This is a genomic window from Rossellomorea sp. LjRoot5 (genome assembly GCF_964253455.1).
In the GTDB taxonomy this organism is placed as follows: Bacteria; Bacillota; Bacilli; order Bacillales; family Bacillaceae_B; genus Rossellomorea.
In genome coordinates, this window is record NZ_CAXUQN020000001.1 from 1534399 (window position 1) to 1550154 (window position 15756).

A 15756-nucleotide genomic window follows, 5' to 3' on the forward strand; every position below is an offset into this window, starting at 1 on the left:
TCTCTCCATGTGCCTAGGCACGTGAAAGAGGGACCCTTTTTTTATTTTGCGGATGGACTAGCCCTCCCTCGGACCGCCACTCATGTTTACTCCAAGGATTCCCCCCATCATGGCCGTCAGGATATAGCAGCCGTGATAGATCAGCTGTTCGATTGAAAACAGGCTATCGTATCCCAGGTATTGAAATAAGAAAATGACGAGGGTGTAAATGAGTCCTGTCGAACCTCCAAGCACCCAGCCTTTTGTCTTTCCTTTTCCACCTGACATAAATCCACCAACAAACAAAGAAAGAAATGAAATGATCGTGACAAACATTGTGATGGAGCTTTCATTAAGATTGGTAAACCGGAGCAATAATGAGAATAATAAACTTGCGGCAATCGCTATGACAAATATGGTGGTCGTCCCGTAAAGGACGGCACCACCCATTTTTTTTGCTTCGATGACGGTCCTCTCCCTTCTAAATCGATAATTTTATTCCGTATTAGTACAAGCATATTCATCGCAATGGTAAAAAAGACTAGAAATTTTATGTGGTCAAGCCTCATAGACTAGTATGAATCTTCCTGGAAAAGGAGGGGCTGTGACCATGTCTCCGATAATTCCCACAATATCCGTATACTTTAAATACATCCGTCCATGGGTGGATAAAAATTCCTCCGATTTATTTTCTCCTTCTGTCGATACTACATAATGACATGTGTATGGGAGGGAAAAGTAGTGGAGGAATATTTTATCATCATTTTACGCACTCTTTTTCTTTATGTTATGATCATCTTCATTTTTAGAATCATGGGTAAAAGGGAAATCGGGGAACTGAGCATCCTGGATCTGGTCGTATTCATGATGATTGCCGAGATGGCGGTCATGGCCATTGAAGAACCGGAGGATCCCATCATTCATACAGTGCTGCCCATGGGGATCATCGTCCTCGTCCAGATCCTGTTTGCATGGTTTTCCCTCAGGTCTAAGTCTTTTCGGGAATTACTTGACGGAAAACCCACCGTCATAATCCACAATGGAAAAATCGACGACAAAGCCATGAAGAAACAGCGTTATAATTATGATGATTTACTTCTTCAATTAAGAGAAAAAGATATCTTTAATGTGGCAGATGTTGAATTTGCGATTTTAGAGCCATCCGGGAACCTATCTGTCCTTCAGAAAGATAAAAAGACTCCGCATTCCCTGACACTTCCGCTGATCCTCGATGGACAGGTCCAAACCACCCATCTCGACATGATCGGAAAAACGTCCTTCTGGTTACGGAAAGAACTGAGAGAACGCGGATTCAAAAACGTACACGAAATCTCCTTCTGCAGCTTCCAAAACGGACAATTTTACATTGATGAAAAAAACAAATAAAAATACTCCTCAACAAAATGTTAAGGAGTATTTTTATTTGGGGAGACTATGGAGTGATGAATCGCCGGATGAACGGGATCCTGACAAGGTCGGTTTTCACGATGAGCTTGAGGGTGATGGAGAGCACGGTGTATAGAGCCGTCGAAGTTAGGACGCCGAATAGCAAGCGGAAAACGGTGGACTGACCATCAAATAAATAAAGGTAAGAAAAGTGTCCCCATACTCCGGTAATCAACAGGACTATGACTGTCTTTACATAATCCCTTGCATAAATCGTCATCGGAATATATTTCAGGATGGTCATGAAATGAAGCAGGGTCACGAGCAGGAACCCGGTGACAATTCCGAGAGCCGCACCATTGATGCCAAAAGCCGGCTGTGAAGCGAGAACAAAGATGACACCGGTCTTCACCACGGCACCTATCAGGCTGTTGATCATGGCGGCCCTTGCCAGATTCAACGCCTGGAGCACGGCCTGCAATGGCCCCTGATAGTAATAAAATAAAAAGAAAGGGGCCATGATCATCAAGAAACCTGCTCCGTTTTCATTCCCGTACATGACCTGCATGAGCGGCTTTGCATAAACGTAGAGGATGACGACGGAAATCCCACCGGTGATTAAACAGAACCTTAGGGCCTGCTGCAGCCGGTGTTCGATTAAGGCGAAATTTTTTTGAGAGTTGGCTTCACTAATGGCCGGGACAAGAGATTGCGATAATGAAAGGGTCACGAATGATGGAAGGAACAGGAGGGGAAGGGCATATCCCGTCAAGGAACCATACTGTTTCGTTGCCATCCCAGCTGCCACCCCGGCGAGGGCAAGGCTGTTTGCCACCACGATCGGTTCAAAAAACCATGCAATCGACCCGATCATCCTGCTGCCTGTCGCCGGCAGGGCCACACTCATGAGTTCATTAAAGGTTTCCCGGCCATTCTTGATCGAGGTAAAGAAGTTGCGCCTGATCTTGAATTTTTTCTTCAACTTGAAACTTGCGAACAAATATAGTAGGGAGGCGAGTTCCCCGAGAACCGACGCCACCATGGCAGCGGCTGCTGCGTATTCAATCCCGTAAGGAAGGAAAGTTTTGGTCAATACGGCAATCAGGGTGATGCGGACCACCTGTTCGATGACTTGGGAATAAGCGGAAGGTTTCATGTTCTGTCTTCCCTGGAAATAGCCGCGGATCACAGAAGAGATCGCCACGATCGGAATGATCGGGGCAATGGCCACCAATGGATAGTAAATTCGATCATCCGTAAATAAGACGTCTGTTAAATAGGGCGCGAGCAGGATGAGTGCCGGGGTGAAGATGAGGGATAGCCCCATGGTAATGGAAAGGGAGACCACCAATATTTTTTTCACCTTCCGGATATCTCCCTTTGACTCTGCTTCGGCCACATTTTTTGAGATCGCTACAGGGAGTCCCAGTTGAGTGATGGTGATGACGAGTATGAGGGTAGGGAAAGCCATCATGAAAAGGCCGACACCTTCTTCTCCGATGAATCTGGCAACGACGATGCGGTTCACGAACCCTAATATCCTGGTTATAAAGGCGGCCATCATTAAGATCATGGTGCCTTTCAGAAATTTTGACATAAAATTCCCTGCCTTCTCAAAATTGGTATTATCGTATACAATGATGTATATGCATAAGGGTGGACAAAGCATGACAAGTAGTGAACAATTCGGGCTGAATATAGCTCAAATGGGGTGGACGGGGAATGAAGAAAAATCAGCATCCTTACGATCGTTTTTATGAATCATTAGTACCAGCGCTTGTAAGCAAAGTAGAAGAATTTGAAATTCTTGGATACGGAAAGGCAGACGCTGACCGCCTATGGTCCTACTTAACGAAGAAGAAATGGAAGAAGCCTGAAGTGGATGTAAAGCTCTTTCAGTTAGTGAGTGATGTGTTGACGGTCAAGCCTGGAGAGTATATGAGTTTTGAAACGATCGAAGCGTACAGGTCTCCCAATTGGTTTGCAGAAGTGAATGAAGAAGAGTTGAACGAGCTTCTTCGCCCGAATAAGAATGGAAAATAGCCTGAAAAGAAATTGACAGTCATTTCTTTCTCATAGATAATGAGAATGCCCGAAGAATTTAGGAATTATATTACTTTTTGAAGCACATAGTTCGCATGGTTTTTTAAAACGGCAAGGAGGATCTATACATAATGGTAAAGCGCGGCCGAATCATTGCCTTCTTTATACTTGTGGTATTGCTTGCAGGTACTATGGGAGGAACAACGAAGAGTATTGTAGATAACATTAAACTGGGATTGGACCTGCAGGGCGGATTTGAAGTTCTTTATGAAGTTCAGCCGATCAAAAAAGGCCAGGAAATCACGAAAGAGACCGTTGCTAATACAGCCGATGCACTCGACAGGCGTATTAACGTATTGGGTGTCAGTGAACCGAATATCCAAATCGAAGACGGGAACCGCATCCGTGTTCAATTGGCTGGTGTCGAGGACCAGAACGAAGCAAGGGAAATCCTCTCCACTCAAGCCAATCTGACGTTCCGTGACGTAAACGATAAAGTCCGTCTGGACGGATCGGATCTTGCATCCGATTCTGCGAAGCAAACGTTTGATGACAAAAATAATCCAATCGTTTCATTAAAATTAAAAGATCGCTCGAAATTCTATGAATTAACGAAAGATATTTCTGCTATGGCTCCACAGAACAAGCTTGTTATCTGGCTGGATTTCGAGGAAGGGAAAGATTCTTACAAAGCTGAAGTAGGGAAGGAAGACCCGAAATTCATCTCCGACCCGGCGGTAAGAAAGCCAATCAACTCGGATGAAGTCATCATTGAAGGGAACTTCACGGTTGAGAGGGCACAGAATCTTGCGTCCCTTCTAAATGCCGGGGCACTTCCGGTCAAACTGGAGGAGAAATATTCAACTTCAGTGGGAGCGCAATTCGGTCAGCAGGCATTGGATAAGACAGTGACTGCGGGGATCATCGGGATTGCCATCATTTTCTTATTCATGATTGCATACTACCGTTTCCCTGGACTGATCGCCACGATCACCCTTTCAGTATATATTTACTTGATTCTGTTGATTTTCGATATGATGAACGGGGTCCTGACGCTGCCGGGAATCGCAGCCCTCATCCTTGGTGTGGGTATGGCGGTTGACGCGAACATCATCACGTATGAACGGATCAAAGAAGAAATGCGGGTCGGGAAGCCGATACGCTCTGCATTCCAGGCCGGTAACAAATCGTCCTTCTTAACGATCCTGGATGCCAACGTGACGACGATCCTTGCCGCTGCTGTTCTATTCTTCTACGGAAATAGCTCGGTTAAAGGATTTGCGACGATGCTGATCGTCAGTATCCTGACAAGCTTCATCACGGCGGTATGGGGCTCGCGTCTATTAATGAGCCTTTGGGTCCACAGCCGCATCTTTAATAAAAAGCCGGGCTGGTTCGGTGTGAAAAAATCCGAAATCAAGGATCTGTCGGAGAATTATGATACGCTGGATCTGCCTACCCGCTTCGACCGATTTGATTTTGCTGGACAGCGTAAGAAGTTTTTCGCATTTTCAGCTGTACTCATCACGGCGGGGATCATCATTCTGGCCATCTTCAGACTGAATCTTGGAATCGACTTTGTCAGTGGTTCCCGTATGGAAATCCTGGCTGATCAGAGCCTGAAGACGGAACAGGTCCAAGATGAACTGAAAGAAATAAAACTGCCTTCTGAAGATGTCGTCATTTCGGGTGATAAAGAAAACATCGCCGTTGTCCGCTACACGGATGACTTGAATAAGAACGATATCGCAAAGTTGAAAGATCACTTTAACGAGCTTTATGGAGCTGAACCGAGTATCAGTACCGTATCTCCCGTGATCGGCAAGGAACTCGCAAAGAACGCCATGATTGCTTTGGCGATTGCCTCCATCGGGATCATTATTTACGTAACACTCCGTTTCGAATGGAGAATGGCTTTGGGAGCAATCCTTGCCCTTATGCATGATGCATTCTTTATCATTGCATTCTTCAGCTTGACCAGGCTCGAAGTGGATATCACATTCATTGCAGCCGTCCTGACGATTGTCGGTTATTCGATCAATGATACGATCGTTACCTTTGACAGGCTCCGGGAGAATCTTCATAAGAAACGCCGTTTGAAGACCGATAAAGACATTGAAGAGGTAGTGAACCAAAGTATCAGACAGACGATGGGCCGTTCAGTCAATACAGTATTGACTGTCGTGTTCACGGTCATTGCACTCATGATCTTCGGAAGTGAGTCGATCCGTAACTTCTCCATCGCTTTATTGGTCGGGTTGATTTCAGGTACCTATTCTTCCGTATTCATCGCTTCCCAGGTATGGCTCGTGATGAAGAAGAAAGAACTGAAGAAAAAAGGAAGCATCAAGACCGTAAAAGAAAAGAAAACGTGGTCGGATGAACCGCAAGTATAATAACCATCAAGAGGTCCGGGAAGTATTTCTTCCCGGACCTGTCTTTTTTTGTTTTTTTACGCCATTGGGTTACACTAATAGAAGTCATAAGGGAGGCGACGCGAATGAATCATGAGGATCGTTTTAAAAAAGCGGAATTTGCCGCCATGATCGGTGTGGTGGGCAATATTGTACTGGCGGTAATAAAGTGGGCGGCCGGTATCATGGGGAATAGTAGGGCGCTGATTGCCGATGCGGTTCACTCTGCATCGGATGTAGCAGGATCCCTTGCCGTCTTTATCGGTTTGCGTGCTGCCAAGCAGCCCCCTGACCAGGATCATCCTTATGGTCACGGAAAGGCGGAGTCCATTGCGGCAATCATCGTGGCCGTACTGTTGTTCCTTGTGGGGATCGAAATTGGGAAATCATCGATTGAATCCTTTTTTCACCCTCTCACCCCGCCGACAGCGATTGCGATTTATGCGGTCATTTTCTCCATCATCGTGAAAGAAGCGATGTTTCAATACAAATATCGGTTGGGTAAAAGGTTAAAGAGTGATGCATTGATCGTGAATGCATACGAGCATCGTTCGGATGTATTCTCTTCCATCGCAGCACTTATCGGGATTTCAGCTTCCATCCTTGGCGGGAAGTTCGATATCGGCTGGCTTGTTTATGCGGACCCTGTTGCAGGAATATTCGTTTCCCTGCTTGTCCTCAGGATGGCCTGGCATCTGGGAGCGGAATCCATACATACGACCCTCGATCACGTTATGCATGACGAGGATGTACTGCCTTTCCGAAAAATTGTGGAGACCGTCCCGGAAGTGAAAGAAATCAATGAGCTTCATGCAAGGGAACATGGACACTACGTCATCATCGATTTGAAAATCAGTGTCGATCCTTACATGACAGTAGAGGAAGGTCATCGCGTCGGGAAGAGAGTCAAAGAAAAGCTCTTGGGAGAATCGAATGTGAATGATGTTTTTATACATATCAATCCATTCAATCCTGCTTCTGAAGAAAGTGATGATCAAATAGACTTAACTTAAAGGGAGGGAAGTCTCATGAAGTTTCAATGGACTCTATTATTAGGTATTTTCTTTGCGCTGGTGGTATCGATTTTCGCAGTCATCAACGTCGATCCGGTCACCGTCAATTATCTGTTCGGTGAATCCGACTGGCCTCTTATATTAGTTATTCTCGGATCTGTCTTGATGGGTGGTATCATCATCGGTTCCGTAGGGCTGTTCCGATTATTCGTCGTCCAGCGGAGGGTTAAATCCCTTGAAAAAGAAAATATGTTATTGAGGGAACAGACAGAGGGAATGCATAAAGAAAAAACCGAAGATATCCCGTTAAAAAAACGAGCCCCGGATTCAGTAGGGGAAGCAGGGGAGTAAATGAGTCTGGTGGCTGTTGCCGCCGGGCTTTTTTTGTTTTTGTGCGGACGCCTATCGTCGGTTATTTTTGTATGAAAAAGTCATTTGGCTGAATTTAGTTAGATTTCGGCCTGATTTTTAACCGTAACGGCTGGATAATGGCGGAAACCCGCCGGATTATTCACGATATCGGCTGGTTTTTCACAAAAAACGGCTGGATTTCAACCGAGGGACATCAGAGACGACGTCCCCTCACCATTTTTCCCCATCTTTTTATCAGGGTCTCATTTAGATTGAAACAACCCCCTCACTTTTGTATAATGAGTAAGGCTGAGGGGTGAACGTATGTTAAAATCAAAAACACGTTGGACATTGACAGAAACAGATAAACATAAAATAGCAGAATTGGCAAATGAACTAAAAGTACCTTCGCTTGTAGCGAAATTATTGATAAACCGGGACTTGGATGATGTCGAAGAAGCCAGGAATTTTTTATTTGATTCAGGCGACTCATTTCACGATCCATTTTTATTTGAAGATATGAAGAAAGCAACGGAACGGATCCACAAAGCCATTGAGAACGGGGAAAGAATTCTCGTTTATGGTGACTATGATGCAGATGGAGTCAGCAGTACATCGGTCATGATGACCGTACTGAGAGATTTGGGAGCTATGGTGGAATTTTATATCCCGAACCGGTTCAGTGAAGGATATGGACCCAATGAGGGGGCGTTCCGCTGGGCCAAGGATGAGGAATTCTCACTCATCATCACGGTCGATACAGGAATCTCTGCCGTGAACGAAGCCAGGCTCGCGAAAGAGCTAGGGATCGATCTGATCATTACAGACCACCATGAACCTGGACCCGAATTACCGGAAACGTATGCTCTCCTACATCCAAAGGTGGGAGAAGTAGCATATCCATTTGGAGAACTTGCCGGTGTAGGGGTTGCATTTAAATTGGCCCATGCCCTTTATGGTGAGCTGCCAAGTCATTTACTGGATCTTGCGGCGATTGGAACCATTGCGGATCTCGTCCCTTTGAGAGGGGAAAACCGTCTTTTGGCTAAACGGGGTCTTGCCGAACTTCGTGGTTCAAACCGATTGGGGATTAAAGCTTTATGTAAAATCGCCAATGCGAAGCAACAGGAAATCACCGAAGAGACGGTCGGCTTCATGATCGCTCCACGGATTAATGCCGTTGGTCGTTTAGGTGATGCCGATCCGGCCGTCGATCTCATGCTTACTGAAGATGACGAAGAGGCTAAGGCACTGGCGGAAGAAATTGACGGCTTGAATAAAGAGAGACAGGCAATCGTCGCTCAAATGACCGAGGAAGCCGTTGAGATGGTGGAGAGAGATTTTCCATTGAAGGATAACCATGTACTTGTCATCGGAAAGGAAGGCTGGAATCCCGGAGTGGTCGGCATTGTGGCTTCACGTCTGGTGGACAGGTTTTACCGTCCGACCATCGTGCTTAGCTACGACTTGGAAAAAGGAACGGCGAAAGGGTCTGCGAGAAGCATCGTAGGATTTGATTTATTCAAAAACCTTTCAACCTGCCGGGATATCCTTCCCCACTTCGGTGGCCACCCAATGGCTGCGGGCATGACGCTGCAATTGGACGATGTAGCTCAGTTGAGAAACCAGTTAAATGAACTGGCCGGGACGGATCTGACACCGGAAGACTTCATCCCGGTCACACAACTCGATGCTCCCGTGACAGTGGACGAAATCTCTGTGGAGTCCATTGAAAAGCTTCAGCTTTTGGCACCTTTTGGGATGAAGAATCCAAAGCCTAAGTGGATCATCGATCATGTGAGCATCGAGCACTATAAAAAAATCGGGTCTGCACAAAATCACCTTAAGCTCGTTTTAGAAGACAAAGGAGTCCAACTAGACGGTGTAGGCTTCGGACTCGGTGAATTGGCAGATCACATGACGCCATTTTCAAATGCGTCCGTCATTGGTGAATTATCCATCAATGAGTGGAACAACCGCAAAAAGCCTCAGGTGTTTTTACATGATGTGAAAATCGATCATTGGCAATTATTTGATGTGAGGGGAATTAAGCAGGTCCATAAGTGGAACGGACTCATCCCTGAAGAAAATAAGAAAATGGTTTGTTTTCATTCATCCACGTTGGACAAACTGAACCTGCCGAAAGAGGAGGTCATCCTCTTGGAGGAAAGCTCGACGCTTGATGGATTATCAACGGATAAAGCAAGCCTTGTGCTGTTGGATCTGCCGAATTCCAAGCCTTTACTTGAAGAGCTTTTGAAGAAGGGGCGTCCTCATCGGATCTATGCTCATTTCTTCCAGGAGGAAGATCATTTCTTCAGTACAATGCCGACCCGGGACCATTTCAAATGGTACTATGGATTTTTAACCAAACGGGGATCGTTCGATGTCAATAAGCATGGCGATGACCTGGCCAAATATAAAGGCTGGTCAAAAGAAACAATCGATTTTATGTCACAGGTGTTTTTTGATTTGAAGTTTGTTACAATAGACAATGGATTTATTTCTCTTAATCCTGAGAAAACCAAGAAAGATCTTTCTGAATCTCGAACATATCAGAAGAAACAACAACAATACGAACTCGAAAACGAATTGTTATATTCTTCCTATCAAGAGTTGAAGACTTGGTTTAATGAAAGGATAGAAGAGTCTGTTACAATTGAGGAGGAAGTAGAAGCATGGACTTAAAACAATATGTTACAATCGTTGAGAATTGGCCAAAAGAAGGGATTAAGTTTAAAGACATCACACCCCTTATGGATAATGGTGATGCTTATAGATATGCTACAGACCGAATCGTCGAATATGCAAAAGAAAAGCAGATTGACCTGATTGTAGGACCTGAAGCCCGTGGATTCATCATCGGATGCCCAGTCGCTTATGCACTCGGTATAGGCTTTGCCCCTGTCCGTAAACCTGGTAAATTACCACGTGAAACGATTCAGAAGGAATACGGCCTTGAGTACGGTAAAGATGCGTTGACCATCCATAAAGATGCCATCAAGCCCGGCCAGCGTGTTCTGATCACGGACGATTTACTGGCAACCGGCGGAACGATCGAAGCAACGATCAAGCTTGTGGAAGAACTGGGTGGAATTGTTGCAGGGACTGCGTTCTTAATTGAACTTACGTACCTTGACGGCCGCGACAAACTTGAGAACTATGATATAATGACATTAATGCAATACTAAATTCGATTATTAAAACTGACTTTGTGATATACTGAAATAAGGGACTGACAACTGGTTAAAGTGTCAGCCCTTATTTTTTTAATTTCAAGAAGAATAGAATCGACATTTATCGACAAAATCAGATGGATTCTGAGAATTTTCTGCTAAACCCTTTACAGAATCTCTTTTTTTTTTGATAATAGTAACAATCATTAAAATCGAACAATCGTGAACTATATTAAAATACAAAGGTGATTTTGATCATGGCTAAAGATCAAGTACTAACCCCGGAACAGGTTATTGATAAAACAAGAGCATACTTAAATGATGAGCATGTTGAAATGGTCCAGAAGGCATACGTATATGCAAGGGATGCCCACAGTGAGCAATACCGTAAGTCTGGTGAACCCTACATCATCCATCCCATTCAGGTGGCAGGGATACTGGCGGATCTAGAGATGGATCCGGCAACCGTTGCTGCAGGGTTTCTTCATGATGTAGTGGAGGATACGGGTATTTCCCTCGGTGAAATTGAAGAAGCGTTCAATGCCGAAGTGGCCATGCTCGTTGATGGGGTCACGAAGCTTGGAAAGATAAAATACAAATCCCATGAAGAGCAACAGGCTGAAAATCACCGGAAAATGTTTGTAGCGATGGCTCAGGATATCCGGGTCATCCTGATTAAATTGGCAGACCGCCTCCATAATATGAGAACCCTGAAACATTTACCACAGGAGAAGCAGCGGAGAATAGCAAATGAGACACTTGAAATCTTCGCTCCTTTGGCCCATCGGTTAGGGATTTCAAAGATCAAGTGGGAATTGGAAGATACGTCGCTCCGATATTTAAATCCTCAACAGTATTATCGTATTGTCAATTTGATGAAGAAGAAGCGTGCCGAGCGTGAACAGTACTTAGAGGAAGTCGTCAATGAAGTGAAAGATAAGCTGGGCGATGTGAAAATCGTGGCTGAAATTTCCGGACGACCTAAGCATATTTACAGCATTTACCGTAAGATGGCCCTGCAAAACAAACAATTCAATGAAATTTACGACTTGCTTGCCGTGCGGGTTGTAGTAGACAGCATCAAGGATTGCTATGCTGTACTCGGAATCGTCCATACATGCTGGAAACCGATGCCCGGAAGGTTCAAGGATTATATTGCCATGCCGAAACCGAATATGTACCAATCCCTTCATACGACGGTCATCGGTCCTAAAGGCGACCCACTGGAAGTGCAAATCAGAACTCTTGAAATGCACCAAATCGCTGAATACGGGGTTGCGGCACACTGGGCGTATAAAGAAGGAAAAGAAGCCAATGAACCTGTTTCGTTCGAGAAAAAGCTATCCTGGTTCAGGGAAATATTAGAATTTCAGAATGAATCGGCCAATGCTGAAGAATTCATGGAATCTCTTAAAATCGACCTGTTTTCCGATATGGTCTTTGTATTCACTCCTAAAGGAGACGTATTGGAATTGCCATCAGGCTCCGTTCCCATCGACTTTTCTTACCGGATCCATTCGGAAATCGGCAATAAAACGATCGGTGCCAAGGTCAATGGAAAAATGGTCACTCTTGATTACAAGCTGAAAACGGGGGATATCATCGAGATCCTTACGTCCAAACATTCGTATGGTCCGAGTCAGGATTGGCTGAAGCTCGCCCAGACTTCCCAGGCGAAGAATAAAATCAAGCAGTTCTTCAAGAAACAACGCAGAGAAGAAAATATTGAAAAAGGCCGTGAGCTGGTCGAAAAAGAAATCAAAAACCAGGATTTCGATGTGAAGGAAATCCTGAATCCCGAAAACATCAAGCGTGTGTCTGAGAAATTCAATTTCTCAAACGAAGATGATATGTACGCAGCCGTCGGGTATAACGGGATCACAGCGGCTCAAATCGCAAACAGGCTAACCGAAAAACACCGGAAGAAGCGGGAACAGGAAGATAACCTGGAAGAAACGATGAAGGAATTGAATGCTCAACCCGTCAAGCGGAAAAAAGATGCAGGTGTACAGGTAGAGGGGATCGATAATCTCCTTATCCGGCTTTCACGCTGCTGCAGTCCGGTTCCAGGGGATGAAATCGTCGGCTTCATTACCAAGGGGCGCGGCGTTTCAGTCCATCGTGCGGATTGTACCAATGTGATGGCGGATGAAGTGGAACAGCGCCTCATTCCCGTCTCATGGGAAAGCGACGGAAATGACCGCAAAGAATACAATGTCGATATTGAAATCTCCGGCTATGATCGAAGAGGGCTCCTGAATGAAGTACTTCAGGCGGTGAATGAAACGAAGACGAATATATCGGCTGTGAGTGGAAAATCGGACCGGAACAAAGTGGCCACCATCAACATGTCCATTTCGATTCAAAATATTTCCCATTTGCACAAAGTGGTAGAGAGAATCAAACAGATTTCAGATGTTTATGCTGTAAGGCGAATCATGAACTAAACTAAAGGAGATTTCTTTATGAGGGTTGTGCTGCAGAGAAGTAAAGAAGCCTCCGTCACTGTTGATGGAGAAGTAAAGGGAGAAATCCATTCAGGCGCTGTACTGCTTGTAGGGATCACCCATGAAGATACACAGGAAGATGCCCGTTATGTGGCAGAAAAGGTTGTGAATCTTCGCATTTTCGAAGATGATGAAGGAAAGATGAATCATTCCCTGCTTGATGTGGGAGGGGAGATTCTATCAATTTCCCAATTCACCCTGTATGGCGACGTCCGAAAGGGAAGAAGGCCGAATTTCATGAATGCGGCCAAACCCGAGCATGCAGAAGTGATCTATGATTCTTTCAATGAGATTCTCGAGGGAAAAGGAGTGAGGGTAGCTACAGGCGTATTCGGTGAGATGATGGATGTGAATCTGACGAATGATGGTCCTGTTACACTCTTGATCGAGAGTAAAACCTGATAAAAAGGCTGATTCCAGTAGCGGAATCAGCCTTTTTATTTGAATGGACATCAATCTGAGAAATAATCACTCAGCCCATGATAGATGGCCGTCGCAGCCAAATCTTGAAAATACTGAGTATTCGCATTGGCTTCTTCTGATGGATTGCTGAGGAATCCCAATTCCAAAAGGACGGCTGGCCTGTTGTTTTCACGGATGACATGATAATCCCCGATACGGACACCACGGTCCGAGGTGGGTAATCGATCCGAGAGACTCTCGTGGACCTCCTCTGCCAGCTCTTTTTGCTGGTTCTGATAGTAGTAAGTCGTATGACCTGTAATGGAAGAATCCATAATGCTGTCAAAGTGGATGCTGATAAAGGCGTCTGCCTGATTATAATGAGATAATGATACCCTTGATGGTAAAGATAAATATTCATCGGTTTTTCTTGTTAACTTGACCTTTGCCCCTGCGCTTTTCAATTTTTCGGCAAGGAGTTCCCCGGTTTTCATGGTAAGGAGCTTCTCAAGTGTACCACTTGCTCCCGTAGTACCACTGTCCCTTCCTCCATGTCCGGGATCGATCACAATCACTTTATCTTCGAGACCGCCGCTTTTTTTATGATCAGGCGTCGTGTTTTCACCTGCTGCAGAGCGGACCGAAACGACCCAGCCGGCTACAAAACCAGCACTGCCATCGGCTAATTCCACCTCATACCAGTCTCCATCCTTACTCTTTACTTGAAAAGACTCTCCACTTGCTGCTCGTTTGACGACACTTGCCTGGGTGTTTGCTTCGCTGCGAATATTTGTACCGTTGTATAGAATCGTGATGTTTTCATTTGAGCTGTTACTTGAACGGGAGGCGGCTGTCACTGTTTTTTGAACATACCATCCGGCAACCCATCCTTTTTCCCCATTCGGGAGCTTGATTTGATACCAATTATTTTTCTCTTTTAACAATTTGAATTTCTCACCCTTGGATACCTTACCGACAATTCGGCCGTTCAGGGAGGTTTCATCCCGAACATTGAGACCATGTACCGAAATGATCCCGACCATGTCTCCAGTGGAGGATGATTCCTCTTCGGATGGGCTTGTTTCACCTTCATCAGAACCGGTAGAGAACTCTACGTATGAATCACTGATCCATGCAATCTCATCGCCGAACCGGATCTCATACCAACCGGAAACACTTCCGGTCACCTCTATCTCATCTCCTTTATTCAATACCCCAAGGATGGAGCTCTGCAGGGATGGTGATGTTCGGACATTCAAAGCGTCATCAGTGATGATCCCTTTTTGGTTTACCTTTTTTTTCTCTTGGGCGGCTTCTGTTCCCGTTATGTAATCACGGTGGACCCACCCCCTCGTGCTTCCTGATTCAATGTTCAGCCAGTCTCCATCTTCTTTCGTAACTTTCACCGTATCTCCATTTTGTAATACCGTCACGACGTCGTCTGAAGTGCTTGGACCATTTCTGACGCGGAGACCGTCTGTGTTCACCTGACCTTCTCGAGGGGATGAATCATCGGAGACAGTCTTTTCCACTGTGACGAGCCAATCGGCCACCCAGCCGTCGCCACTATTTGTTTCGACTTTATACCAATCCTTTTGTGTCTCTACTATTTTGTACTCTTCCCCTCTATGTACTGTTGTCAAAACGGGGAAGCTCAGTCCCGGTCCTGTGCGGACATTAAGGGTGGAAACACTGATCGTGACCTTTCCGGTTTCAGCCTGTGCCTGATCCGTGAAGGGCTGCACCTGGAACATCAAGAGTACAATCAACATTGATGTGATTACTTTCTTAATCTTCGTCACCTCCTGTAAGAAATACAAACACCCATAGTAATATCGGATTTTCCTGCTCAAGTGTTGAACACCATCTGTCAATTTCTTTAGAAAAAGGGGTGTTCCTGAAGAAATCCTTATGGTTTTAATACGATAAAAAAAATAAAATCCCTCTAAAACGAAAGAAAAATAGGTAAATGGAAATGATAAAGGTAGGAATGTTTTTGAAAGGATGAGTGTACGTGAGGTCGAGTGAAAAAGGATTCATGAGCGCAAATGGAGATAACCAGTTATTTGGAGTGGATTTCCATCAGTTTTTAGAACGTGAAAAAGATGCATTGAATGTAGAACTTGCTTCCGAATTCGGATTATCGTTACGGGAAGTGAAATTGTTAAAAAAGAAAATGGAGCGATCCTGACGAAATTTCTTTTAACCTCTTGACATGGACCTGCGCCAACCGTATCATTATACAAATAAAATAACATTTACAAAAACCGTTGATCGAGCACAGTAGCTAACCCCCGCATGTAAAGAGAGGAAATGCCTTGGCTGAGAGCATTTCTACAATGTGACTTAGTGAATGAACACTCAGGAGGTTTCTCTCTGAAAACTTATTCGTTAGTAGGAGATGAACGTACCAGGCGTTAACTGGCTAAGTGGAGGTCTTTCATAGACTTCAATTAGGGTGGCACCACGGGAATAACAGCTCTCG

Annotated in this window: 13 protein-coding genes and 1 other annotated feature (1 of these 14 only partly in view); of the genes, 10 read left to right on the forward strand and 3 right to left on the reverse strand. The window is 45.0% G+C overall.

Annotation, left to right across the window (positions count from 1 at the left end; translation table 11 throughout):
* Window positions 1-57 precede the first annotated feature (57 nt).
* Window positions 58-429, reverse strand: a complete 372-nt coding sequence (locus ACSQ2E_RS07800) for a TIGR04086 family membrane protein (RefSeq protein ID WP_435990026.1) — start codon at window positions 427-429, stop codon at window positions 58-60.
* Between the two features lie 291 nt (window positions 430-720).
* Between ACSQ2E_RS07800 and ACSQ2E_RS07805 the strand changes: the two genes are divergently transcribed.
* On the forward strand, window positions 721-1365 hold the full coding sequence (locus ACSQ2E_RS07805) for a DUF421 domain-containing protein (protein ID WP_435990027.1): 645 nt from the start codon (window positions 721-723) through the stop codon (window positions 1363-1365).
* Window positions 1366-1411: 46 nt separating this feature from the next.
* Here the strand turns inward: ACSQ2E_RS07805 and spoVB are convergent, their stop codons facing one another.
* Complete coding sequence (gene spoVB / locus ACSQ2E_RS07810; RefSeq protein WP_435990028.1) at window positions 1412-2962, reverse strand: stage V sporulation protein B; 1551 nt, start codon at window positions 2960-2962, stop codon at window positions 1412-1414.
* A 125-nt stretch (window positions 2963-3087) separates the two neighbouring features.
* Between spoVB and ACSQ2E_RS07815 the strand changes: the two genes are divergently transcribed.
* From ACSQ2E_RS07815 to dtd, 8 genes are all read left to right on the forward strand, one after another.
* Complete coding sequence (locus ACSQ2E_RS07815) at window positions 3088-3408, forward strand: post-transcriptional regulator (RefSeq protein WP_435990029.1); 321 nt, start codon at window positions 3088-3090, stop codon at window positions 3406-3408.
* A 131-nt stretch (window positions 3409-3539) separates the two neighbouring features.
* Window positions 3540-5804 (forward strand): protein translocase subunit SecDF, encoded by a 2265-nt coding sequence (gene secDF, locus ACSQ2E_RS07820; protein ID WP_435990030.1) that lies wholly within the window; start codon window positions 3540-3542, stop codon window positions 5802-5804.
* 104 nt (window positions 5805-5908) lie between these two features.
* Entirely contained in the window at window positions 5909-6835 is a 927-nt protein-coding gene (locus tag ACSQ2E_RS07825) for a cation diffusion facilitator family transporter (protein ID WP_435990031.1), read from the forward strand.
* Window positions 6836-6850: 15 nt separating this feature from the next.
* Entirely contained in the window at window positions 6851-7186 is a 336-nt protein-coding gene (locus ACSQ2E_RS07830) for a LapA family protein (protein ID WP_435990032.1), read from the forward strand.
* A 324-nt stretch (window positions 7187-7510) separates the two neighbouring features.
* Window positions 7511-9874, forward strand: coding sequence for a single-stranded-DNA-specific exonuclease RecJ (recJ, locus tag ACSQ2E_RS07835; RefSeq protein ID WP_435990033.1), 2364 nt, complete (start codon window positions 7511-7513; stop codon window positions 9872-9874).
* The gene (locus ACSQ2E_RS07840; protein ID WP_435990034.1) at window positions 9865-10377 is read left to right on the forward strand and encodes an adenine phosphoribosyltransferase; all 513 of its coding nucleotides are present in this window, start codon (window positions 9865-9867) and stop codon (window positions 10375-10377) included. The genes recJ and ACSQ2E_RS07840 overlap by 10 nt, the downstream gene beginning before the upstream one ends.
* Window positions 10378-10619: 242 nt before the next feature.
* Window positions 10620-12809, forward strand: a complete 2190-nt coding sequence (locus tag ACSQ2E_RS07845; protein ID WP_435990035.1) for a RelA/SpoT family protein — start codon at window positions 10620-10622, stop codon at window positions 12807-12809.
* An 18-nt stretch (window positions 12810-12827) separates the two neighbouring features.
* Window positions 12828-13271 (forward strand): D-aminoacyl-tRNA deacylase, encoded by a 444-nt coding sequence (gene dtd / locus ACSQ2E_RS07850; protein WP_435990036.1) that lies wholly within the window; start codon window positions 12828-12830, stop codon window positions 13269-13271.
* 50 nt (window positions 13272-13321) lie between these two features.
* On the opposite strand, the gene ACSQ2E_RS07855 is transcribed toward dtd, so the two are convergent.
* Window positions 13322-15124: an SH3 domain-containing protein gene (locus tag ACSQ2E_RS07855; protein WP_435990037.1), complete on the reverse strand. Its 1803-nt coding sequence runs from the start codon at window positions 15122-15124 to the stop codon at window positions 13322-13324.
* Between the two features lie 161 nt (window positions 15125-15285).
* Between ACSQ2E_RS07855 and ACSQ2E_RS07860 the strand changes: the two genes are divergently transcribed.
* Window positions 15286-15462 (forward strand): hypothetical protein, encoded by a 177-nt coding sequence (locus ACSQ2E_RS07860; protein WP_034757305.1) that lies wholly within the window; start codon window positions 15286-15288, stop codon window positions 15460-15462.
* Between the two features lie 70 nt (window positions 15463-15532).
* Window positions 15533-15756, forward strand: a binding site (T-box leader) (it continues 8 nt past the right edge of the window).

Bases quoted from the DNA above. Each gene is read 5' to 3' on its own strand.
- ACSQ2E_RS07800 (WP_435990026.1), bottom strand. From the start codon at position 429: ATGGGTGGTGCCGTCCTTTACGGGACGACCACCATATTTGTCATAGCG.
- spoVB (WP_435990028.1), bottom strand. From the start codon at position 2,962: ATGTCAAAATTTCTGAAAGGCACCATGATCTTAATGATGGCCGCCTTT.
- ACSQ2E_RS07815 (WP_435990029.1), top strand. From the start codon at position 3,088: ATGAAGAAAAATCAGCATCCTTACGATCGTTTTTATGAATCATTAGTA.
- secDF (WP_435990030.1), top strand. From the start codon at position 3,540: ATGGTAAAGCGCGGCCGAATCATTGCCTTCTTTATACTTGTGGTATTG.
- ACSQ2E_RS07825 (WP_435990031.1), top strand. From the start codon at position 5,909: ATGAATCATGAGGATCGTTTTAAAAAAGCGGAATTTGCCGCCATGATC.
- ACSQ2E_RS07830 (WP_435990032.1), top strand. From the start codon at position 6,851: ATGAAGTTTCAATGGACTCTATTATTAGGTATTTTCTTTGCGCTGGTG.
- recJ (WP_435990033.1), top strand. From the start codon at position 7,511: ATGTTAAAATCAAAAACACGTTGGACATTGACAGAAACAGATAAACAT.
- ACSQ2E_RS07840 (WP_435990034.1), top strand. From the start codon at position 9,865: ATGGACTTAAAACAATATGTTACAATCGTTGAGAATTGGCCAAAAGAA.
- ACSQ2E_RS07845 (WP_435990035.1), top strand. From the start codon at position 10,620: ATGGCTAAAGATCAAGTACTAACCCCGGAACAGGTTATTGATAAAACA.
- dtd (WP_435990036.1), top strand. From the start codon at position 12,828: ATGAGGGTTGTGCTGCAGAGAAGTAAAGAAGCCTCCGTCACTGTTGAT.